Origin of the sequence: Streptomyces profundus (genome assembly GCF_020740535.1) — a bacterium.
Classification (GTDB): domain Bacteria; phylum Actinomycetota; class Actinomycetes; order Streptomycetales; family Streptomycetaceae; genus Streptomyces; species Streptomyces profundus.
This window is the reverse complement of sequence record NZ_CP082362.1, coordinates 7,481,305-7,504,252: the sequence shown is the minus strand read 5'-3', so window position 1 is coordinate 7,504,252 and position 22,948 is coordinate 7,481,305. Positions and strand designations below refer to the sequence as shown.

Genomic DNA, 22,948 nt, shown 5'->3' with positions numbered 1-22,948 from the left:
GGGAGGCGGCGGAGTTGGCGTGAACCGGTGCTCAGACCCGGGCGCGGCGGACGTCGATGTTGCCCCAGTTGGTCCGTGCGCGGACCTCGACCGTCTCCTCCGTCCGATCCGGGGCCTCGGCCGTGGCGAGCGTGTTGCGGACCTGGCCGCGCTTGGAGCTGACGTCGAGCCAGGCGGCGGTGCCCTCGCGGATGCCGATCTCGATGGAGCCGTTGGAGGTCTCCAACCGGACGGCGCCGCGCGCGACATCGGCGACCCGAAGGTGACCGTTGGTGGTGGTGCCGGCGACCGACGCGCCGGCGTGCGCGACATCGATGCCACCGTTGGCACCCCTCACCCGCAGTTCGCCGGTCACGGTGCCGACGGTCGTGGTGCCGTGCGAGTTCTTCAGGACGGCGGGGCCGTCCACCAGGCCGATACGCAGGTTCCCCGTGTTGGTGCTGATCTCGGCCATGCCCTCGACCCGGTCCACGGTGATCGAGCCGTGCGATGCGGTGAGGCGCACCGGCCCGGCGGCGTCGAGACGGACATCACCGGACGAGGTCTTCAGCCGGACCTCGCCGAGCCGCCCCTCGCCGAGCACCTGGGCCCAGGCCCCGGTCATCTCGACCTGCGAGCCCGTGGGCAGTTCCACCGTGACGTCCACCGTGCCGGTGCGCCCGATGAAGTTCGCCTTGGGCGTCCTGATGGTCAGCACCCCGCCGGCGTAGGTGACCTCGGTCTGGTCGGCCGCCCGGACGTCCTGGTCCCTTCTGGGGTCGCGGGGCCGCACCTCGACGCGGGTGTCGACGCGGTCGTCCGCGGTGAACTGGATCGAACCGGCCTCCACATGCGCCACGGTCGCGATCGGTTCGGGGGTGTCGAAAGAAGGCATGGCTGTCCCGTCCTCATGGCTCTTCGGGACGTCCCCGCTGGTGGGACGTGGGGTGGGTGAAACGGTGGGGTGGGTCTGCGGGTCAGGTGGGCGGGGGCTAGCGCACCCAGCCCGTGAAGCTCTGCGTGACGGCCCGGGCCTTCTCCGTCGTGCGCGCCCCGGTGCCGCCGTCGACCGCCGCCGACACGGCCCGCACCAGCCAGGCGTTGACCGACAGGCCATCGCGCCCGGCGGCCTCCTCGGCCCGCGCCTTGAGGTGGGCCGGCAGACGGAGGTTGACGCGGGCGGTGGCGGCTTCGTCGCCGTCGGCCGGCGCCGCGTTCTTGAAGGGTTCGGCGGGCGCGGCCGGCTCCACGGGGGAGGCGGTGTCGACGGGCGGCGGCGTCACCACGAAGTCCGGGTCCAGCCCGCGCAGCCGGACATCGACCGAGCCGGGCGCGAGTTCGCGGGTGATCTCGTCCATCGCGGCCGAGAGCACATGGAGCATCGCCAGCCGGGTCGCCGACTCCAGGGGGGCGGTGAGCCGCGCGGCCAGCTCGCGGGCATCGTCCCCGCCGGCCTCGGCGGCCACCGCGAGTTCGCGACGGAGGGTGTCGACATACGGAGTGAGATCCATTGCACCATCATGGCGCTATCGTGGCACCACACGCAACCCCTTGCGGCACCTCCCGCGAGTCACTCGAGCAGTCACACGTCTCTGAACTGGGCTTTGGTGGAAATTCTGGTTGGCACCACTATGGCGCCACACCTGGCCTACCCGCGCGAGAACGCAGGAGAGCACGTATGCCCCGGGTACCGCTCGGCCGTCCGTTGTCGGCCCGGTGTGCCGCAGATCGTGGCGCCCGGGCGCCGCGCCACGGTGGGCCCCGACGGAATGATCGCCCGTGGCCCACCATCCCGTCTCGCCGCCGACACCATCGACGCGTTCGACCTCTGACCGCACGGCCGCTCCCGAACGGCGCGGCGACTTCCGGCGGCCTGGCGGGAAACACGGCCGGGACGGCCTCGCCTGCCGAGTGGCGACCCGACAACTCCGCCCGGGCGCCCTGACAGCACCGCCTCGATCATCGACGGCGTATTCGGCGACTGCCTTATGGCCGCCGGCCTCTCAAGGCGCCTCGGGCCCTGACATCAGCGGCCCCGTGTGTTCCGACGGATACGGGATGGCAGCCAGGCACCGAGGTACTCCTCCGTCACGGACAATGCGATAGTGAAGGCGCGGCCGGGGTGCCGTTCGCCCCGGATCCGTGGCGAACGGGTTGTCCGGTCCGGAGAGGGAAGCGGGTTCACGTGGCGCCGACAAGCAGACCGACAGCGCGGAATGCGCCTGTGCCGCATTCGAGAAAGGGCGCCACAGCTCTTCGCCCACCACCCCGAGCGAGCGAGGCACGCCCCTCGCGCCTCGACGGAAAGACGCCTCTGGGATCCGCACGCGGCAACACCGAGGAGAAGGCAACGCGCCTCTCCCCGGCGGCCACCTTCCGACAGCATCCGCAGCGGTCGTACCCGCCCACACCCCTCGCGTCGAGGCCGGCCGAGCAGCCGATCCCTGTTTACCCGGGGTTCACAATCCGCTGCCCGCACGGGCGGCCGTCCACAGTGGCCCGCCCACCGTTGTCGGGGCGTCGACGCCCGCCCCCGGCAACGCTCTCAACCATCCGTTCCGGCCCGCACCACGAAACAGCGGCAGCCGAACAGGCGCCTTCCGGCGGGGGCGGGAAACCGACCGCCGCTCATTCCTCACCGCCTCGGCCGACCCACTCCCCCGGAACGCACCACCCGCCGGAGGGCACTGAGGGCTGAGCGGCCACCCCAGGCCCGGCCAGCCACGCCCCGGCCAAGCCGAATACACGGCCACGTTCCGTAGCGGTTGGCCCGAACGGGGTGATCGCGCCATCTCCTCGCGGGGCACCGTTCGCCGGCGCTCACCCCCGGCCGTTCTGGGCGTGGCCGCAACCGTACTGGTGAACGAGGATCGACCGCATGACGGTAATGGCTTGCCATCGGGCGGGAGTCCGGAAGAGGCGGGTCATGAGATGCATGGTTTTTGGACATCTTACGCGGGGACGTTCCAGTAACCCCGCGCAATGAGTAGTATCGCTCGGAGGAAATCCAGAGAATTCGCTGTTCGGGAACTCCGCAATCACGGCGGGCGGCCAGGCCCCACGTATTCCGTGATTCGGAGCGGCGCCACTTTGGTTCTGAGTTTGCCGACTCGCTCTCCGGCACCCAAAATGGCTGCATACACTCATCACTCCGGCATTTTGTCGTGTTCCGGGACACCGGCGATCAGCGTCGTCGCTCAATGCACCGCGAAAAGGAGGAACATTCCCGGTAGGCGTGTGTGGAGAGAACCGTCCGACCCGTTCGCCGGACCGCGACTCCGATCGCGGCACCCGACCCCGGCCGCGGCTGCGGCCGGCCCGCACTCAGCATGACTCTGGAGACAAACGGTCATTTCTTGAAGACCGCGACCGACACGTGACGGTGTGGGCACCCAGGTGTCCATAAACGGTGGGGGATTCGCATGTCAGTGGCACCGAACGCGTTGACCGTGCAACTGCTTGGACCGCTCCGGGTTTGGAGGGGGGATGAGGAACTGGCCATCGGACCACCCAAGCAGAGAGCTCTCTTCGCACTGCTCGCCACCCAACCGGGGAACGTGGTGAGCAGGGAGCAGATCGTCGACGGGCTGTGGGGGCCGGAGGCACCCAACACGGCACTCAACGGAGTGCACACCTATGTCGCGGGCCTGCGGCGGGTGCTCGACCCCGGACGACGCGGCCGGGAGTCCGGCCGGCTGCTGCTGTCCACCGCCGGCGGGTACGAGTTGTGCCTTCCCCTGGAGTCGGTGGACGCGGCGCAGTTCGTCCGACGCTGCAACCAGGCCAGGCGGATGGCGGCCGACAGGCAGGTGGAGGCCGCCTTCGACAACCTGGGGAAGGCCCTCGGCCTGTGGCGGGGGGAGGCGCTCGCCGGTGTCCCCGGCCCGTTCGCGGCACTGGAGCGGGGCCGGCTGCGCGAGATGCGGTTCTCCGCCGTCGAGGACTGGATCGCCGGAATGATCACCGCGGGCCGCTATGAGGAAGCCATCGTGGTGACCACCGAGGCCATCTCCCAGGAGCCGCTCCGGGAGAAGCTGCGCTGCCTGTTGATGCTCGCACTCTCGCACTGCGGCCGGCAGGCGCACGCCCTACAGGCGTACAACGACGCCCGCGCCGTGCTCAGGGAGGAGCTGGGCATCGAGCCGGGCGCCGAACTGCGAAGCCTGCACCAGCGGATCCTGTCCGGAGCCGTCGGGCAGGGACAGCAGGAGCGTGCTCCCGTCCCCCGGGCGGCCGTGGCCGCGCCCCGGCCGGAGCCGGCGGCGGCCGGTTCCCCACCGACTGGAGCCGTCCCGTATCCGAGTCAACTTCCCTCGCGGTCCCGCGTGTTCGTGGGACGCGAGGAAGAGCTCAGCTCGGTGCGGCAGATGCTGACCGAGGAGGACCCCGAGCGCGGGCGCGCCACCCCCATCGTCGCCATCGACGGCCCTCCAGGCGTGGGCAAGAGCGCGCTGGCCCTGGAGTTGGCACACGAGTCCCTGGACCGGTTTCCCGACGGCCACCTGTACGCCGACCTCAGGGGGACCAGCGGCCACCCGCCGACCCCTTTCGAGGTGCTGGCCAGGCTGCTCCAGGGCCTGGGCGTCACGGCCGGCTCCGTGCCGGCCGATCTGGACGGGCGGGTGATGCTCTACCGGAGCCTGCTGCACGGCAAGCGGATGCTGGTCCTGTTGGACGACGCCCTCGACGTGAACCAGACCCGGATCCTGATCCCGCAGGGTCCTGCCTGTGTGATCGTCACCGGACGTCGGCCGCAGCGCGGGCTGGTCGCACGCTACGGCGCGCACCGCATCAGCCTCAAACCGCTGGACTCGGAGACCGCGTCAGGGCTGCTCATCCGCCTGTTGGACGGGGCGGCCACGCGGGGAAGCAGCGAGGCCATCCACCGGCTCGTCGAGCTGTGCGGGTACCTCCCCCTGGGCATCCGGATCACGGCGGCCTCGCTGCTGATGGACCCCTACGCCTCCCCGGAGCGGCTGGCCGCGCTGTACGAGGATCCGGTGACCCGGCTCGACCTGCTGACCGTCCAGGGGGACGAGGGGATGAGCGTGCGCGCGGCGCTCGGGGCGAGCTACCGCAGTCTGCCGGAGAAGGCGGCCCGGCTGTTCCGGCTGCTGGCCGCCATGGGCCTGGAGGGGTTCGACGTGCCGGAACCGGGCGGCGCTCAGGCCGTGGATTCCGAGGTGAGGGGCGCTCTGGAGCTGTTGGCGGATCTGGGGCTGTTGGAGCGGACCGGCTCCGGCGGCTACCAGTTCAGCAAGCTGATCAGAGCGTACGCCGAGGAGATGGCGGAGTTGGAGGAGGGCCTGTCACGTCCCGGGCGCCGGCTGGCGGTCCGTAGCACTCCGGGTCGTGCCGGGGGTGACCGGGCGGCCTTCTTCCCACGCGTCAAGTCCGTTCCCGAGGGTCACCCAAGCGGCTGAAATCCGCCCCCTACCGCGGTTCTAGGGGGTGCGGGGCCGGTGCGGCCATGTTTTGATACGGGACAGTCTCGTATCGAAACTCTGGAAAGGGTACCCATGTCCGAATCCGCGGTCTGGAGCAGCCCGAAGCGCTGGTGGGCGCTTGCTGTTCTGGTCATGTGTGTGTTGGTCAACGGCCTGGACGCGACCATCCTCTACGTCGCGATGCCCGAGCTCGTCGACGCGCTGGGGGCCTCCAACTCCGATCTCCAGTGGTTTCACAACGCGTACCTGCTGGTGTTCGCGAGTCTGATGCTGCCGTTCGGCGTCCTCGCCGACCGCATCGGCCGCAAGCGGCTCCTGCTGGTCGGTCTGGCGGTCTTCGGCCTCGCGTCGGCCTATGCGATGGTGGCCGGCAGTTCGGGCGAACTCATCGTCGGCCGGGCGCTGATGGGCCTGGGCGCGGCCATCGTCACTCCGGTGTCACTAGCCATGCTGCCGGTGCTGTTCGCCCCGCGCGAGCGGGCCCGAGCGTTGGCCATCTGGTCTGCCGGCGTCGCTCTCGGCCTGCCGATCGGACCGCTGGCCGGTGGCTGGCTGCTGGAGCACTTCTGGTGGGGTTCGGTGTTCCTGATCAACATCCCGATCCTGGCCGCGGCCATGGTCGCCGGCTTCCTGCTGTTCCCCGAGCACCGCGGGGTGCGCGAGCACAGCTTCGACTGGCAGGGAGCGGTTCTCTCGGTCGTCGGGCTCGGCGCGCTCACCTACGCCCTGACCCGCGCGCCGGAGGAGGGCTGGGTGAGCGTCGAGACCCTGGGCGGCGTCGCGGCCGGCGCCGCCCTGCTCCTCCTCTTCGTGTTGCGCGAACGGAGCACCGCACACCCGCTGTTGGACGTGCGGAACTTCGGCAACCGCCCCTTCGGCGCCTCCATCGTCGCCCTCCTGCTCGTCCACTTCGCGATGGCCGGCTTCCTGTTCATGCTCAGTCCCTACCTCCAGGCCGTGCTCGGCAACTCCTCGCTGGGGACCGGTGTGCGGATGCTCCCGGTGGTGCTCGCCGTCATTGTCGGCGCCGGCGCCGCGGAGCGGCTCGCCCCACGGGTCGGCCCACGCGGTCCGGTGACGGCCGGTCTCCTGTTCATGGCCAGCGGGCTGCTGATCTTCTCCACCACCGGTGTCAACTCCAGCGAGACCGCCGTGGCCGCCTGTCAGCTGCTGCTCGGCGTCGGCATCGGCCTCACCCTGGCCATCGCCATGCACACCGCCCTGTCCACCGTCCCCGACGACAAGTCGGGCGAGGCATCGGGCGCCACCAGTGCCTTCCGGCAGGTTGGCGGTGTCATCGGGGTGGCGGTGCTCGGCAGCGTCCTGGGCACGGCCTACCAGAACCGCATGGAGCCGGCGACCGAGGGTCTGCCCGAGGAGGCCGCCGACGCGGCCACGGACACGGTAGGCGCGGCGCTCCAGGTCGCGGACCTGATCGGCCCGGGGGGCGAGGCGCTGGCCGAGGCCGCCCGCCAGGCGTATGTGGACAGCATGGACGTGGCCCTGGTCGGCGGCGCCGTGGTGCTGTTCGTCCTGGCCGCGGTGGTCTTCGCCTGGATGCCCGCCCGCCTCACCGGTCACGGTCCCATCCCGGTGAAGGCCGTCTCCGCCGGCTCCTCCGCTCCCAGCGGGGAGCGCGTAGCATGAGAGGCTCGGAACGTAGTTGGTCTACCACGGTAGGCATACCGAGAGGTTGACGGACGCATGTACGAGACGCGTGAAGGCCAACCAACCACGCCCCGCTCCATGGGTCGGCCTCGCAACCGCCACGCGGACACCGCGATCCTCCAGGCCACGGTGACGCTGCTGGGCGAGTCCGGATTCCAGGGGCTGACCATGGACCAGGTTGCCCAGCGGGCCGGAGTGGGCCGCGCCACCGTCTACCGGCGGTGGCGGTCGAAGGAGGAGATGATCATCAGCGCGCTGGACACGCTGATGGCGGACTTCGACGTCAAGGTCACGGGCGACCTGCACGAGGACCTGTTCGCCCTCACCTGCTGGCTCAGGGACGGCCTGCTGAACGCGCCCGAGGGCCGGCTCCTGCCGCACCTCGCCGCACAGGCCGTCAGCAACCCGAACTTCCCGTCCAGTCATATGGACACCTGGGTGTGCCCCTGGCGCGACGCGGTCGAGGCCGTGCTGACCCGGGGCGTCCAGGAAGGGCTCGTCCGGCAGGACGTCAATCTGATCAGCATCGTGGACATGCTCGGTGGAGTGGTGATCCTCCGTCTCTTCCTCGGGCACGGCCGTCCGTTGGCCGACGACCAGATCCAGGACATGATCGACGCGGTACTCGGCGGCGCCCTCGTCCGGGGAGCCGAAAGCGCCTGACCATCCCGTCGCCCTCCGCCGCCACCGGCCCTCGCCCCTCCTCGCAGCCACGTCGCCGCGTCCGGGGCGGGGGCCGGTCGCCGTACCACGACGTGACGTGACGAACGGAGACTCCCCTTGACCGCGCCCGCCCGCCCACCCGCCGCCGTCCGCGCCGCGCCGGACCGGCGAGATCCGCGACTGGCCGGCCTCCTTCGCGGACCGGCTCACCTCCCCGCTGCCGGGGGTGACGGACTTCGTCCGGCTCGCCCTGCGCGGGCAGCGCCTGCGACCGCCGGCGAAGGCCCTCGCCCAGATTCCCGATCTGCCCGTGGCCCCGGGGCCGGTGCCCGAGGTCGGCCCCGCCGACCTCGCTCTCACCTGGGCCGGGCACGCCAGCTGCGTCCTCCGGATCGGGGGCCTGACCGTCCTCACCGATCCGGTCTGGTCCCAGCGGATCGTGGGCACCCCCGAGCGGATCACCCCGGTCGGCGTCCCGTGGGAGGACCTTCCCCACATCGACGCCGTCGTCATCAGCCACAACCACTACGACCACCTGGACAGCGACACCCTGCGCCGACTGCCCCGGGACACCCCGCTGCTCGTTCCGGCCGGCCTCGGCGCCTGGAGCCGCCGCCGCGGCTTCACGGACGTCACCGAACTCGACTGGTGGGAGGCCGTGGAACTGCCAGGACCCGCCGGCCGGGTCCGCTGCGACTTCGTGCCTTCCCACCACTGGAGCCGGCGCGGGCTGACCGACACCTGCCGCACCCTGTGGGGCGGGTGGATACTGACCGCGCCCGACGGCCGCCGCGTCCACTTCGCCGGCGACACCGGGTACGGCCACTGGTTCGGCGAGATCGGCACCCGCTACCCGGGTATCGACCTGACGATCCTTCCCATCGGCGCCTACGAGCCGCGCTGGATGCTCGCCCCCGTCCACACCTCCCCCGAGGAGGCCGTGCGGGCGTGCGAGGACCTGGGGGCCAGGATCATGGCCCCCATGCACTGGGCGACCTTCCTGTTGTCCGCCGAGGCTCCGCTGGAACCCCTGCACCGGGTCCGGGACGCCTGGGCCACCACCGGGCGGCCCAGGGAGGACCTTTGGGACCTGGCCATCGGCGCGTCCGCCGTGCTGCCCGCCGGCGCATAGAAGGCGACCAGGGCGAGTCCAGATGAGATGAAGACCTTCTACAGAAGGCTCATGCAGACTGACGAGGCGAAATACAGCGGTCCGGAAAAACGGATTCCCGCCCGGCTTCTGCACCGGCCAGAGGAAGGTCAACGTATGTCGTCCAGTCTTTACGGTATTTCCGCCGACTATGACGTCGTGATAATCGGAGGAGGACCGGCCGGAGCCACCACGGCCGGCCTCCTCGCGCAACGCGGTCACCGTGTGCTCGTACTCGACCGGGAGCGTTTTCCGCGTTACCACGTCGGCGAGTCTCTCATTCCGGCATTCATGCGTCCGATGGACGAACTCGGTCTCACCGAACGCATGGACCAGCGTGGGTTCGAGCGGAAGTACGGTGGGAGCCTCGTCTGGGGAAACAACCAGGTGCCGTGGAAGTTCGCCTTCCTGAAGGGCAAGTACCCCTACGCCTTCCACACCCGTCGCGCCGACCTGGACGCGCTGATCCTCGACCGCGCCCGCGAGCTCGGCGCCCACATCATCGAGGACGCCACGGTCAAGGAGCCCATCGAGGAGAACGGCCGCACCGTCGGTATCCGTTACGCCCTGCGCGGCCTGGACGGGATGCGCGAGGTGCGGGCCGGCCTGGTCATCGACGCCTCGGGCCAGGCCCGGGTGCTCAGCCGCCGCTACACCGACGTCAAGTGGCACGAGGAGCTCCGCAACGTCGCGGTCTGGACCTACTACGACAACTGCGAGCGCCTTGAGGGCGACGAGTACACCAACATCCTGATCGAGGGCCTGGACGACGGCTGGTTCTGGGCGATCCCGATCGACAAGGGCACCATCAGCGTCGGCTACGTGACCCGGTCGGCCGCGGCGGGCGGGTCGGACCAGTCGTTGGAGCAGCTCTTCCACAGCGAGCGCGAGCGCACCACGAAGCTCAAGCACATGCTGCGCGACGCCCGGCAGTCCGCCGGCTTCCGCACGGCCCGCGACTGGTCGTACCACTCGGACCGGTTCCACGGCGACGGCTGGGTGCTGGTCGGGGACTCCGCCGCCTTCGTCGACCCGCTGTTCTCCACCGGCGTGGCGCTGGCCTGCATGGCCGGCAGCACGCTCGCCAGCATCGTCGACCAGGTCATCAAGCACCCGGAGATCGAGGCGAAGGCGCTCGACCGCTACGCCCAGGCCTATTCCGGATTCTTCGACGAGATCCGTGAGTTCGTCGAGCGGTTCTACGACCGAACGAAGTACAAGGAGTTCTACCACAGCCTCGCCCAGGAAATGATCGACCCTGAGCACGAGCGCAAGCCGGCCGATGACTTCGTCACCCTCATCTCCGGCCTCAGCGGAAATCACCCCATGTTTCACATTGACCTGGACGACCTCATCGCGGATGTTTCGAAGCCGGAGGAAATCGACTCCTGAAACTCCCTGTGGCAGCGCCGCACTCCTGCGGCGCCTGCCACAGGGCTGTCCACATGAATTGCTGATGCGACGCAATGGATTGAAGAGGTCCGGGGGAAATGGACAGCCATCAGTTGCAGATTCTCTTTCTCGATATCGCCATCATCCTGGTCATGGCGCGAGGTCTCGGATACCTCGCGACGCGGGTCAACCAGCCGCCCGTCGTCGGCGAGATCCTCGCCGGCATCCTGCTCGGCCCCACCCTGTTCGACGGCGCGCTCAGTGAGGCCCTGTTCCCGGACGACGTCCGGCCCATGCTGATGGGGCTCGCCAACCTCGGCGTCGCGCTGTTCATGTTCGCCGTGGGGCTGGAGATCGAGAGCAGCACCATGCGGGGCAAGGGGCGGGTCACCGTCGCCACCGCCGTCGGCTCCACCGCGGTTCCCTTCGTGCTCGGCATCTGCCTGGCCTTCGCCCTGCTGCCCCGGCACGATTCGACCAACCGGGCCGCCTTCGTCGTCTTCATCGGCCTGGCCATCTCCGTGACGGCCTTCCCGGTGCTCGCCCGCATCCTGACCGACCGTGGGCTGAGCCGTACCGCGATCGGCGGTATCGCGCTGGCCGCCGCCGCGTTCGTGGACGTCGCGGCCTGGGCCGCCCTGGCCGGAGTCAACGCCTCGGTCGGTGCCGACGGGAACCACTGGCTGGTCCTGTTCACCCTGCCCTACCTGGCCGCGATGCTGCTGGTGGTGCGGCCCCTGCTGCGCCGCTTCCTGCTTCCTCGTGAAGGTTCCGAGGCCCAGGCCAATCCCCCGCTCAAGTTCGCCGTGGTCCTCGTCGGGGCGCTGCTCTCCGCCGCCGCCACCGAGGCCATCGGCATGCACTACATCTTCGGCGCCTTCCTCTTCGGCCTGGTCGTGCCCAAGGAGGGTGCGCAGGCCCTGCGCGCCGACATCTACGACCGCACCAGCCATCTGACCGCCGTGCTGCTCCCCGTGTACTTCGTGGTCGCCGGCTTCCAGGTGGACCTCGGCGGGATCGGCACGTCCGGGTTGCTCGACCTCTCGCTGATCATCGCGGTGGCCGTCCTCGGGAAGTTCGGTGGCACCTACCTGGGTGCCCGTTCGCAGAAGATGCCCCCCAGGTCCGCCGCCTCGCTGGCCGCGCTGATGAACACCCGCGGACTGACCGAGCTGGTGATCCTCGGGGTGGGCCTGCATCTCGGGTTGCTGAGCGGAGAGCTGTACTCGCTGATGGTCGTGATGGCCGTGGTCACCACGGTGATGACCGGCCCGCTGCTGACCTGGATCCAGCGCGAGCGGCTCCCCGCCGTGCCCGAGGACAGCGTGCCCAGGCACCGGACCGGTGCCACCTCCCGTTGATCGGGGCCGGCCCTGTACGCCGGGACAGGGCCACGAGGGGCGGGACACCGGGTCCGCGGCAGCCCTCGCCATGTGAGGAGCAGGACGGAAGGGAACATCGATGACGCACTTGGTCGAGCGGGACCAGGAGCTCGCCGCACTCACCGACATGGTTCTGCGTGGCGCCGGCGGCGAGGGCCAGGCGGCCCTTGTCGTCAGCGGGATCGGCTGCGGGAAGACCGCGCTCCTTGCCGAACTCGGGGAACTGGCACGCGAGTTCGACTTTCGGGTACTGACCGCCTTCGGCTCCCTGGCCGAGCGCCGCACCCCCGGCGCGGTCCTCGGCCAGCTGCTGCGCGACGTCCCTCACGACCCGGCTGACCTGGCCGCCCTGACGGCCGGGGGCGAGGACATGGCCGCGCGGTCGGGCGGAACCGTCACCCGGCTGGGGCCCTCGGCCCTCGACCCGGAGGAGTCTCGCGCCCTCCAGCGGATCTGCTCCGCGGTGACGGAGCAGGCCCGCCGGACCCCGCTGGTGCTGTGCGTGGACGACGTGCAGTTCATGGACGAACTCTCCCTGCACGGGGTCCTGCTGCTCCTGCGTCGGCTCCCGACCGTCCCGCTCACCCTCGTCCTGACCGAGTGCACCCTGTCGCGCCCCGCCGACCCACGCCTGCACGCCGAGCTCCGCCGCCTGCCCGGGCACCAGCCGCTCACCCTCGGCAGATTGACGGCCGACGGGGTCGCCGCCCTGCTCACCACACGCCTCGGTGGCGAACAGGCTCGGCTGCTGGCCCCCGAGTGCCACGCCCTGAGCGCCGGGAACCCGCTGCTGGTGCACGCGCTCGCGGAGGACAGCCGGCACACCGCCGACGGCCCCGCCCCCCGACTGGAGCCGGGCGAGGCGTTCCTGGACGCCGCCACCGGCTGTCTGCACCGCGGCTGGCCCGCGCTGCTGAGCATCGCCCAGGCCCTCGCCGTCCTGCACGAGGACAACCCCGCTCCCCCGACGGTGGCCCGCCTCGCCAAGGTCGAGGAGGGGGTGCTCGAACGCGGTCTGCGGGCCCTCGACAACGCCGGGCTGCTCGCCGAAGGGCGCCCCCGTCACGCCGCCGTCCGGATCGGTGCGCTGGCCGGCTGCACGGGCCAGGAACTCGCCGTACTGCACCGCCGCGCCGCCGAGTTGCTCTACGAGGAGGGGGCCCCGCCCACCGGGGTCGCCCGCCATCTGGTCGCCGCCGGTCCGTTGAACGCCCCCTGGGCCGTGTCACAGCTCCGGGAGGCGGCCGAACGGCACCTCGCCGCCGGACACCCGGCTCGGGCCAGGCCCTGCCTCGACACCGCGCTGCTGTACTGCCGCGACGAGGACGAGCGGCTCCGGCTCAAGGCCCTGCTGGCCAGCGCCGCCTGGGCTCTCGACCCCCGCATGGGCGCGCGCCACCTGGTCGAGTTGGCCGACGCCCTGCGCGACGGCCGGCTACCCGCACAGCACGCGGTGATGCTGGCCAAGTACCTGCTGTGGCACGGCCGGTACGACGAGGCCGCCGACGCCATCGAGCGGATCACCCGCGCGGACGGCGTCCTCGCCGACCCGCTGGCCGCCGCCGAGGCCCGTGCCACCCGGGAGCTGCTGTCCGTCACCTATCCCGGGCTGGTGCCCCACGGCGGCGTCGACGCCGGCCCGACCCGGCACACCGCCTTCGCCGGGGACCCGCGCAGCCGGGGCGCCGCCGCGCTCTCCGACGTCCTGCGGCACGGCCCGGCCCAGGAGCCGGTCGCCGCCGCCGAGGCCGCCATGCGCGTCATGCGGCTCGGCAAGAACACCCACGAGTGGCTGACCTGCGCCGTGTCCGCCCTGCTGTTCGCGGACCGCACCACGGCCGCTGCCCAGTGGTGCGACCACTGGCTCGCCGAGGCGCACAGCAGGCGGGTCCCGCTCTGGATCGCCGAGTTCTCCTCGCTGCGGGCCGGGATCGCCCTGCGGCAGGGCCGTCCGCTGGACGCCCGCCGCCTCGCGAAGGCCGCGCTCACCCAAGTGCCCGTGGAGAGCTGGGGCGTCTGCATCGGCGGACCGCTGGCCAACCTGATCCAGGCCGCCACCGACCTCGGAGACCGCGAGGCCGGCGCCGAGTATCTCGAAGTCCCGCTGCCCGACGGACTGTTCAGCAGCCGCTTCGGCCTGTACTACCTGCACGCCCGTGGCACCCATTTCCTCGCCGACGGCCAGCCCGAGGCCGCCCTGGACGACTTCACCGACTGCGGCGCCCTGATGCGGGAATGGGGTCTTGACCAGCCCGCGCTGATCCCCTGGCGGTCCGGCGCCGCCCGCGCCCACCTCGCCCTCGGCTCCACCGGCCGCGCCCACGCCCTTGCCCGGGAGCAACTGGCCCTGGCGGGCGAGGCGTTCACCCGCACGCGCGGCATCTCCCTGCGGGTGCTCGCCGCCACCAGCCGCCCCGTCCAGCGCGGTGCGCTGCTGCGCAGCGCGCTGGCGGTCCTTGAGGAGTCGGGCGACCGGCTGCAACTGGCCGGCACCCTCACCGAACTGGCGACCGCCGACCTCCGTTCCGGCCGGTTCTCCTCCTCCGACGCGCTCCTCGCGCGGGCGGCCAAGCTCGCCGAGGAGTGCGGTTCCCCCCGGCCGGGTGTGGTCGGCCGGGCCGCCGCCGGGTCCCGCTCCCCCGCCGCCCCCACCAGCGCTGTCTCCCGCCCCGGTCCCGGCGGTGTGGGGACGGCGGTCCGTGAGGAGGCCGTGCGCCTGCTCAGCCCCGCCGAACGGCGGGTGGTCGGGTTGGCCTCCGCCGGACTCAGCAACAGGGAGATCTCCGGGCGACTCAACGTCACCGTCAGCACGGTCGAACAGCACCTGACCCGCATCTTCCGCAAGCTCGGCGTCCGCGCCCGGGGCGACCTGCCCCGGGCGGCCGGCGAGTGAACCAGGTGGCCGTCGGCGAGCGGGACACGTCAGCGCGAACCGAGCCCAAGAAACCCACGAGGAGTCAGGAACACGATGAAGAGCAGTGATCAGTACGATGTGGCGATCCTCGGCAGTGGCATGGCCGGGGGCATGCTGGGCGCGGTCCTGGCGAGGAACGGCGTCAAGGTGCTGCTTCTCGACGCGGGCACCCACCCCCGGTTCGCCGTCGGCGAGTCGACCATCCCCTACACCTCCGGCATGACCCGGCTGATAGCCGACCGCTACCAGGTGCCGGAGATGCGCGCGCTCTCCAGCTTCAAGGGCATTCGCGAGAACGTCTCCCGCAACTGCGGGCAGAAGCAGAACTTCGGCTTCGTGTACCACCGCGAGGGCCAGCCGCAGAACCCGCACGAGATCAACCAGCTCGTCGTCCCCTCCGTGCTGCGCACCGAGACCCACCTCTTCCGGCAGGACATCGACGCCTATCTGTTCCACCTGGCCGTCAAGTACGGCGCGCACCCGCGGTTGAACACCCGGATCGCCGACATCGACATCGACCCGACCACCGGCGCCGTGCTGCGCACCGACGGGGGCAAGGAGTTCCGCGCCAGCTACGTGGTGGACGGCAGCGGCTTCCGTTCGCCGCTCGCCGAGAAGTTCTCGCTGCGCGAGACCCCCACCCGTGCCCGCACCCACTCCCGCTGCCTGTTCACCCATATGGTGGGCGTCGAAGCCTTCGACAAGGCACCGGCGGCGGCTCGGCACGACCAGCCGAACCCCTGGCACCACGGCACGCTCCACCACGTCTTCGACGGCGGCTGGCTGTGGGTGATCCCCTTCGACAACAACCCGGAATCCCTCAACCCGCTGTGCAGCGTGGGCCTCACCCTGGATCCGCGCCGCTTCCCCAAGGACGACCGGAGCCCGCAGCAGGAGTTCGACGACTTCCTGGCCCAGTACCCGGAGATCGCCCACCAGTTCCGCGAGGCCAGGACGGTCCGGCCGTGGGTGTCCACCGGTCGGCTCCAGTACTCGGCCAAGCAGGTCGTCGGCGAACGGTTCTGCCTCACCTCGCACGCCGCCGGGTTCATCGACGCGCTCTACTCGCGCGGCCTGACCAACACCATGGAACTCGTCAACGCGCTCGGCTGGCGCATCATCCAGGCCGCCAAGGACGGCGACTGGTCCATGAAGCGCTTCGGCTATCTGGAAGACCTCCAGCAGGGCCTGTTCGACTTCCACGACGACGTCGTGTTCAGCTCCTTCGTCGGGTTCCGCGACTACGAGCTGTGGAACGCGGTCAACCGCACCTGGATGCTCGGCACCATGCTCGGCAACGTGATGTTGGAGGACGCCTACTACCGGTTCGAACGCACCGGGAACGAGGGGGTCTTCCGGGAGCTGGAGGAGCACGGCGCCCCCGGCTCCCCGCTGCCGGTGAGTCCCGGGTTCAACCGGATGGGCCACTTCACCCGCGAGTTGTGCGAGGCCGTCGAGGCGGGCACGGAGAAGTCGGGGGACGCGGCCCGCAAGATCCTGGCGTACGTCAGGGACGCGGACTTCGTCCCACCGGCCTTCCGGCTCGGCGAGCGCGACACCCGCTGCTTCGCCATGTCCCCCACCAAGATGGCGAGGAACGCCAAGTGGTGCCGGACGGACGCGCCCCCTGAGCTGGGGCCTCGCATGATCAACGCGAGCAAGGGTCTGGTGCGGATGAGGCTCCGCGCCGGCCGGTAGGAGCTCCGCGTCCTCGCGGCCCCTACCCCCCCGATAGGGGGGTTCGGGGAAACCTCCGCCCCCACGGAGCAGGGGGTTTCCCCGCGGGCGGCCCGATTCCTAGGGTGGACGCAGGCGATGCGCGGATATCCGGTGCCCCTTCCCGGACTCTCCAGGTCCGCGCCCGACGATGCCGGCCCCCATCCAGGGCGGTACGACACGCGATGTCACAGCCCCACGGTACGGCCCGGACCCTGCCCCCTCCCGGACGATAAGGCAGCGAATGAACGCGCATTCCACACCCGATCCCGAGGAACTGATCGCCGTCGTCGGCATGGCGGGCCGCTTCCCGGGAGCCCCCGACACCGACAGCCTGTGGCAGCTCCTGATGGACGGCCGCGAAGCCATCCGTCCGGTCCCCGCCGACCGCTGGGACGCCACCGTCCCGCTCGACCCCCAACTGCGCATACCCGCCGTCGGCGGCTTTCTCGACGACATCGACCTCTTCGACGCCGGCTTCTTCGGGGTCTCGCCACGCGAGGCGGCCTCGATGGACCCGCAGCAGCGGCTGCTGCTGGAAGTCGGCTGGCGGGCGCTGGAGGACTCCGGACAGCGCGTCTCCGACCTGGCCGGCAGCCGCACCGGCGTCTATGTCGCCACCGTCTGGCACGACTACGAACTGCTGCGCAAGGCCCGAGGCGCCGGCCACACCTCCCACACCCTGGTCGGCACCGGCCGGGACATCCTGGCCAACCGCCTCTCGTACTTCATGAGGCTGCGCGGGCCGAGCATGGCCGTGGACACCGGCTGCTCCTCCGGTCTCGTCGGCCTCGACCTGGCCGCGCGCGCCCTGCGCGCGGGGGACATCGACGCCGCGCTGGTCGGCAGCGCCAACCTGATGATGGACCCGCACGTCACGGTCGGCCTGACCCACTTCGGCGGGCTCTCCCCCGACGGCCGCTGCGCCTCCTTCGCCAAGTCGGCGAACGGCTTCGTCCGCGGCGAGGGCGTCGCCGCCGTCCACCTCAAGACCCTGGCCAGGGCCCTGCGCGACGGCGACCGGATCCACGGGGTGCTCGTCAGCACCCTCACCAACAACGACGGGGGCGGCCACAGCCTGGTCAGCCCCAGCCAGGAGGGCCAGGAGGACCTGCTCCTGCGCAGCTACGGCCAGCGGACCATACCGGCCGCCGCCCTGTCGTACGTGGAGGCCCACGGCACCGGCACCAAGCGGGGCGACCCGACCGAGGCGGGCGCGCTCGGCACCGTCCTGGGCCGGGCCAGACCGGCGGGCGACCCGTTGCCGATCGGCTCGGTGAAGACGAACATCGGCCATCTGGAGGGGAGTTCGGGCCTCGCCGGGCTCATCAAGGTGCTGCTCGCGCTGCGCCACAGGACGGTGCCCTCGACCCTGCACGCCGAGGAGCTCAACCCCGACATCCCCTTCGACGAGCTCAACCTGAGCGTGGTGCGCGAACCACTCGCCCTGCCCGCCGATGGCCCCGTCTACCTCGGGGTGAACTCCTTCGGCTGGGGCGGCACCAACGCCCATGTGATCGTCGCCTCCCCTCCGGATGGCACCGCTGCCGACGCCGGCCGGGCCCGCCCGCGCGCCGCCGCCACCGGGCTCCCTCCCGTGGTGGCGCTCTCCGCGCACCGGGCCCCGGTCCTCGGACGGCGTGCCGCCCAGCTCCGGGACGCGCTCACCGCCGCCGGCCAGGCCGGCACCGTCGAGGAACTCGCGGCCACCCTGGGCCGCCGCCGTGACCACTTCTCCCGGCGGGCCGCGTTCGTCGCCCAGGACCTCGCGGAGGCCGACGCCGCGCTCACCGCCCTCGGCTCCCTCGACGCCCCCGACGACCTCACCGACGACGCGTCCGTCCCGGGGGATGCCGGCGCCGCCGCTCCGATCACCGGGGGCGCCGTGCCGCACGGCCGCACCGCGTTCGTCTTCCCCGGCCAGGGCTCGCAGTGGCGCGAGATGGGGGTGGCGCTCTACCGAGACAGCACCCTCTTCGCCTCCGTCGTCGACCGGTGCGCCAAGGCTCTCGCCCCGCACACCGACTGGGACCTGATCGACGTCTTCGCGCCCGACGCGGGCAACGGCGCGGCCGAGGGTGGCTGGGCCGGCCCGCGGATCGCCGACACCTGGACCGAACGCACCGACGTGCTCCAGCCCGCCCTGTGGGCCATGTCCCTCGGCCTGGCCGAGCTGTGGCGTGCCTCCGGCGTCACGCCCGACGTGGTCCTCGGCACCAGCCAGGGCGAGATCACCGCGGCCACCTTCGCCGGCGCCCTCTCCTACGGCGACGCCGCCCTGATCCTGGCCCGACGCGGCGCCCTGATCACCGAACGGGTCTCCGGCCGGGGCCTGATGCTCGCCGTCGATCTCGACCGGGACGCCGCGATCCGCGCCATGGACGGCTTCGAGGACTGCGTCTCCTTCGCCGCGCACAACGGCCCCCACTCCTGTGTGCTGTCCGGGGACTCCGAGTACATCCTGGCCCTCAAGGAGCTGCTGGAGGCCGAAGGCGTCTACTGCGCGCTGGTCAACATCGACTACGCCTCGCACAGCGCCGGGATGGGCGAACTGAGCGAGGAGCTGACGCGCTCGCTCGCCGCGATCCGCCCCGCCGACTGCGCCGTGCCCATCATGTCGAGCGTCGAGGCCACGGTCATCGACGGAAGCGCGCTCGGGCCCGGCTACTGGGTCCGCAACCTGTGCGAGCCCATCGAGCTGGTCTCCACCATGGGCCGCCTCTTCGACGAGGGCGTCACCCACGTGGTGGAGGTCAGCCCGCACCCCGTGCTCCAGCCCGCCCTCGAACAGCAGACGGCCGACCGCGACGAGCCCCTCGCGCTGCTCACCACCCTGCGCCGTGGCCGGGGCGGCACCCGCGACATGGCCGAGGCCCTCGCCCGCGCCTACACCGCGGGCCTGGAGCCGTTCGCCGCGCTGCCCCACGACAGCCACTTCCCCGTGCCCGGCTATCCGATGGAACGCCAGAGCTTCTGGCCCGCCGATGGGCACCGTTCCACCGGCGCCGCCCAGGGCTTCGAGGCCACCCTGGCCCCTGCCCCCGGCCGGCCCGGGGTCTGGCACGGCGCCCTCGAACTGTCCCCCGTCGCCCTGCCCTGGCTCGCCGACCACAAGCTCTACGACACCGCGCTGCTGCCCGGCACCGGCATGCTCGCCATCGCCCTGCACACCGCCCTGGCCCGTGCCGGGCGTCTCCCCGCCCGGTTGGAGGACGTCGCGTTCACCCGGGAGGTGGCCATCGGCGACGAGCCGGCCAGGCTCACCGCCGAGTGGCGGGACACCCCCGAAGGCGGCGCGTTCCAGCTGCTGTCCCTGCCCGCCGGGGCCAGCGAGTGGGACGTGGTCGCCACCGCCCGTGCCGAGAGCGCCGGCGAGGCCGACGACGCCCCACCGGCCTTCCCCGACTGGGCCGACGGGTCCGCGCACGAGCTGGACCCGGAGGACTTCTACCGGCGGTGGGCCGCCCGCGGCCAGGTCTACGGGCCCGCGTTCCAAGGAGTGCGCTCCCTCCGTCGGCTCCCCTGCGGCACCGAGGCGCTCGGGGAGGTCCACCTCGCCGAGGAGCTGCGGGCCGGCGCCAGGCCCCGGGTCCCGCACCCCGCGCTGTGGGACGCCGGTCTCCAGGTCGCGCTGGCGCTGGAGGACGGTGATGTGGCCCTGATGCCCACCGCCGTGCGGGAGATCCGGGTGCTGCCCACGGGCGGCGAACCCGCCACCGCGCTCTGGTCGCACGCCGTGCGCGCCCCGGACGGCACCCTCGGGATCCGGGTCTTCGACGCGGACCGGCGGGCCCTGCTGGTGCTGGAGGGCCTGGAACTCAGGCCGCTGCCCGGTGGGAACACCGACCCCGGCGCCGACCGGCTGCACCGGATCCGCTGGACCGACGTCACCCCTCGGCAGACGGACCAGGCCCCGGAGGACGCCGGCCGTCCCGCCGGGTCTCCCGGCCGGTGGATCGTCTGCGGCAGCACCGCAGGCGGCGCCGAGGCCCTGGTCGTGGCACTGACCGAGGCCGGTGCCGAGGCCGCCCACATCGAGGCCGACCCGGACCGCCCCCTGGGCGAGGCCACCGCCGACCTGGCCGGGGTGGTGTTCCTGGCGCCCGGCGCCCACGCCGGCCCGGACGCCCAGCAGCGCGGCCTCGGCCACCTCACCGAGGTGGTCCGTGCCTGCGCCGCGCTGCCCGCGCTGCCGCGCCTGGCCGTGGTCACCGACCTGGCGCAGAGCGCCACGGCCGACGACGCCCCCGACCCGGGCGCCGCCCTCTACTGGGGTTACGGACGGGTCCTCCAGCGCGAGCACCCCGAACTGCGCACCCGCCTGGTGGACGGGGACGCCGCCCACCCCGACTGGCCCGCCGAGTGCGCCACCGTCCTGCTCGCCGCCGACACCGACGACCAACTGGCGTTGCGCGACGGCCGCCGGCTGGCCGCCCGGCTGGTGAGGGGCGAGGGCGACGAGGAGGAGCAGCCCGTCCGGCCCTGGCGCACCGTCGGGCAGCCCTTCCGGCTCGGCGCCGCCCGCACCGGCGCCCCCGACACCGCCGAGTTCCTGCCGCTGACCCTGCCCGCGCCCCGGCCGGGCGAGGTGCTCGTGGAGACCACCACCGCCGTGGTGACTCCCGCCGATCTCCGGGACCTGGCGGCCCCGCACACCGACCAGGCCGGTGCCGTCCCGCCGCTCGGCCGGACCTGTGCCGGCCGGGTCATCGAGGTGGGCTCAGCGGGCAGCGCCCTGCGCCCCGGCGACCGAGTGGTCGCGGTGGTCCCCGGTGCCCTGGCCGGGCGGGTCATCGCCGACGAGACCCATGTCCTGCGGCTCCCCGACGCCCTGGACGAGGCCGAGGCAGCCGCCCTGGTGCTGCCCCTCGCCGCCGCCTGGCACGCGCTGACCCGCACCGGCCGGGTCGCCGACGGCGAGACCGTGCTGGTCCACACGCCGGCCCTGCCCGACGCGCTCGCCGCCGTCCAGGTCGCCCGGACCCTGGGCGCCCGCGTCCTGGTGGTCGGACGGGCCGCCGCCGAGGACGCCGCCGCGCTCCTCGCGGCCGGCGCCGAACAGGTCCACGACCCGGCGGATCCCGACTGGTCCGACGCGGTGGGGGCGGCCGTCGGCGGCCTCGGCGCCGACGTGGCCTTCGGCCCCCCTTCCGGCGGCGCCGCCGGAAGGGTCTGGGAACTGCTGGCTCCGGACGGCCGCTTCGTGGCGGACGCCACCCGGGCCACCGGCGCTGGCCCGGCCACCGGCCAGCACCCGGTGCCCGCCGGGGCGACGTTCGGCTCGGTGGATCTCGACGGGCTCCGCGCGCACCGGCCGGCGGCCTTCGCCGGCCTGCTGAGCGAGGTGTGGGAGCTGGTCGCCACCCGCCGGTTCACCGCCCCGCCGCTCTCCCGGCACGACTGCGGGACCGCCACCGGGACCACCATCCCGCTCGGCCACACGTCCGACCAGGTACGGCTGGTCCTCACGAACCTCGGCGAGGTCGGCCACGTCGCCCCCGAGCCGCTGCCCGGCGGCCGGTTCCGTGCCGACGGCGCCTACCTGATCACGGGGGGCCTGGGGGCCCTCGGCCTGTCCCTCGCCAGCTTCCTCGCCGAACGGGGCGCCGGGACCCTGGTCCTCGCCGGCCGTTCCGCCCCCACCGAGGAAACGGCCGCCCGGCTGGACGCGCTGCGCGCCGACGGCACCACCGTGGAGCTCCTGCGGTGCGACGTCGCCGACCCGGCCGGACTGCGTCGGGCCCTGGACACGCTGCGGGAGGGCGGGCTGCCCCCGCTGCGCGGCGTGGTGCACGCCGCCGGCGTGGTCGACGACGCGACCATCGGCCAGGTCACGCCCGGACAGCTCGCGAAGGTGCTCCGGCCGAAGGCCGAAGGGGCGCGGAGCCTGGAGGCCGCGACCGCGGCGGATCCCCTGGACTTCTTCGTGCTGTTCTCCTCGGCGGCGGCCCTGGTGGGCAACGCGGGACAGGCCGGCTACGCCGCAGCCAACGCCTACCTGGACGCGTTCGCCGAATCCCGCCGCCGGCGCGGCCTGCCCGCGCTCAGCGTGCAGTGGGGGCCCTTCGCCGACATCGGTCTGGCCGCCCGCGACGAGCAGGCCGGCGCCCGCCTCGGCGACCGCGGCATGGACAGCTTCGCGGCCGGCGAGGCCTGGGCCGCCCTGGTCCGGATGCTGGGCCGGGAACGCGCGGTCCTCGGCTATGTCCCCATCGACCTGCGGCGCTGGTTCGACGCCGCCCCCGACACCGTCGCCCTCAGCGCCTGGCGGGAGCTGCACGCCGGGCTCCAGGACGGTGGCGCCGGCGCCACCGGCAGCGCCTTCCTGACCGCGCTGCGCCAGTCCCCCGAGGAGGCCAGGCCCGCGCTGGCCGAGGACAAGGTCCGCGAACTGGCCTCCCGGGTGCTGCGCCTGGACCCCGAACGTCTGGACCGCGACGCCTTGTTCGAGTCCCTCGGTTTGGACTCGCTGATGAGCCTCGAACTCCGCAACCGGTTGGAGGCCGCCTTCGGCCTGCGCCTCTCCCCCACCCTGCTGTGGACCTACGGCACCCTCCGCACCCTGTCGAGGGCCCTGGCCGAGCAGACCGCCGCCGTCTCCGAGGCAACCCGGTGACCGCCGACCCCGAGCGCCCCT

The 22,948-nt window shown here is 72.3% G+C and carries 11 protein-coding genes; 9 read left to right on the top strand and 2 right to left on the bottom strand.

What is annotated here, in order from left to right; translation table 11 throughout:
• Positions 1–31: 31 nt before the first annotated feature.
• Together K4G22_RS30910 and K4G22_RS30905 are read right to left on the bottom strand one after the other, a co-directional pair.
• Positions 32–874: a DUF4097 family beta strand repeat-containing protein gene (locus K4G22_RS30910; RefSeq protein WP_228083780.1), complete on the bottom strand. Its 843-nt coding sequence runs from the start codon at positions 872–874 to the stop codon at positions 32–34.
• 97 nt (positions 875–971) lie between these two features.
• Complete coding sequence (locus tag K4G22_RS30905; protein ID WP_228083779.1) at positions 972–1,490, bottom strand: hypothetical protein; 519 nt, start codon at positions 1,488–1,490, stop codon at positions 972–974.
• A 1,911-nt stretch (positions 1,491–3,401) separates the two neighbouring features.
• Here K4G22_RS30905 and K4G22_RS30900 point away from each other — a divergent pair.
• The 9 genes from K4G22_RS30900 (at position 3,402) to K4G22_RS30860 (ending at position 22,927) form a co-directional block, all read left to right on the top strand.
• Complete coding sequence (locus K4G22_RS30900) at positions 3,402–5,402, top strand: AfsR/SARP family transcriptional regulator (RefSeq protein WP_228083778.1); 2,001 nt, start codon at positions 3,402–3,404, stop codon at positions 5,400–5,402.
• 96 nt (positions 5,403–5,498) lie between these two features.
• Positions 5,499–7,073 (top strand): MFS transporter, encoded by a 1,575-nt coding sequence (locus K4G22_RS30895; protein WP_228083777.1) that lies wholly within the window; start codon positions 5,499–5,501, stop codon positions 7,071–7,073.
• Between the two features lie 57 nt (positions 7,074–7,130).
• Positions 7,131–7,757 carry a TetR/AcrR family transcriptional regulator gene (locus tag K4G22_RS30890; protein WP_228083776.1) on the top strand — a complete coding sequence of 209 codons (627 nt, stop codon included), beginning with the start codon at positions 7,131–7,133 and terminating at the stop codon, positions 7,755–7,757.
• Positions 7,758–7,929: 172 nt separating this feature from the next.
• Positions 7,930–8,889 (top strand): MBL fold metallo-hydrolase, encoded by a 960-nt coding sequence (locus K4G22_RS30885; protein ID WP_228084281.1) that lies wholly within the window; start codon positions 7,930–7,932, stop codon positions 8,887–8,889.
• Positions 8,890–9,024: 135 nt separating this feature from the next.
• Complete coding sequence (locus K4G22_RS30880; RefSeq protein ID WP_228084280.1) at positions 9,025–10,299, top strand: NAD(P)/FAD-dependent oxidoreductase; 1,275 nt, start codon at positions 9,025–9,027, stop codon at positions 10,297–10,299.
• A 98-nt stretch (positions 10,300–10,397) separates the two neighbouring features.
• Positions 10,398–11,660, top strand: a complete 1,263-nt coding sequence (locus K4G22_RS30875) for a cation:proton antiporter domain-containing protein (RefSeq protein WP_228083775.1) — start codon at positions 10,398–10,400, stop codon at positions 11,658–11,660.
• Between the two features lie 100 nt (positions 11,661–11,760).
• Positions 11,761–14,574 carry an AAA family ATPase gene (locus K4G22_RS30870; protein ID WP_228083774.1) on the top strand — a complete coding sequence of 938 codons (2,814 nt, stop codon included), beginning with the start codon at positions 11,761–11,763 and terminating at the stop codon, positions 14,572–14,574.
• 75 nt (positions 14,575–14,649) lie between these two features.
• Positions 14,650–16,293, top strand: a complete 1,644-nt coding sequence (locus K4G22_RS30865) for an NAD(P)/FAD-dependent oxidoreductase (RefSeq protein WP_228083773.1) — start codon at positions 14,650–14,652, stop codon at positions 16,291–16,293.
• 262 nt (positions 16,294–16,555) lie between these two features.
• On the top strand, positions 16,556–22,927 hold the full coding sequence (locus K4G22_RS30860; protein WP_228083772.1) for a type I polyketide synthase: 6,372 nt from the start codon (positions 16,556–16,558) through the stop codon (positions 22,925–22,927).
• Positions 22,928–22,948 lie beyond the last annotated feature (21 nt).

Excerpts from the sequence above, each read along its gene's own strand:
- K4G22_RS30895 (WP_228083777.1), top strand. The coding sequence starts at position 5,499 with ATGTCCGAATCCGCGGTCTGGAGCAGCCCGAAGCGCTGGTGGGCGCTT.
- K4G22_RS30905 (WP_228083779.1), bottom strand. The coding sequence starts at position 1,490 with ATGGATCTCACTCCGTATGTCGACACCCTCCGTCGCGAACTCGCGGTG.
- K4G22_RS30870 (WP_228083774.1), top strand. The coding sequence starts at position 11,761 with ATGACGCACTTGGTCGAGCGGGACCAGGAGCTCGCCGCACTCACCGAC.
- K4G22_RS30865 (WP_228083773.1), top strand. The coding sequence starts at position 14,650 with ATGAAGAGCAGTGATCAGTACGATGTGGCGATCCTCGGCAGTGGCATG.
- K4G22_RS30860 (WP_228083772.1), top strand. The coding sequence starts at position 16,556 with ATGAACGCGCATTCCACACCCGATCCCGAGGAACTGATCGCCGTCGTC.
- K4G22_RS30880 (WP_228084280.1), top strand. The coding sequence starts at position 9,025 with ATGTCGTCCAGTCTTTACGGTATTTCCGCCGACTATGACGTCGTGATA.
- K4G22_RS30890 (WP_228083776.1), top strand. The coding sequence starts at position 7,131 with ATGTACGAGACGCGTGAAGGCCAACCAACCACGCCCCGCTCCATGGGT.
- K4G22_RS30910 (WP_228083780.1), bottom strand. The coding sequence starts at position 874 with ATGCCTTCTTTCGACACCCCCGAACCGATCGCGACCGTGGCGCATGTG.
- K4G22_RS30875 (WP_228083775.1), top strand. The coding sequence starts at position 10,398 with ATGGACAGCCATCAGTTGCAGATTCTCTTTCTCGATATCGCCATCATC.
- K4G22_RS30900 (WP_228083778.1), top strand. The coding sequence starts at position 3,402 with ATGTCAGTGGCACCGAACGCGTTGACCGTGCAACTGCTTGGACCGCTC.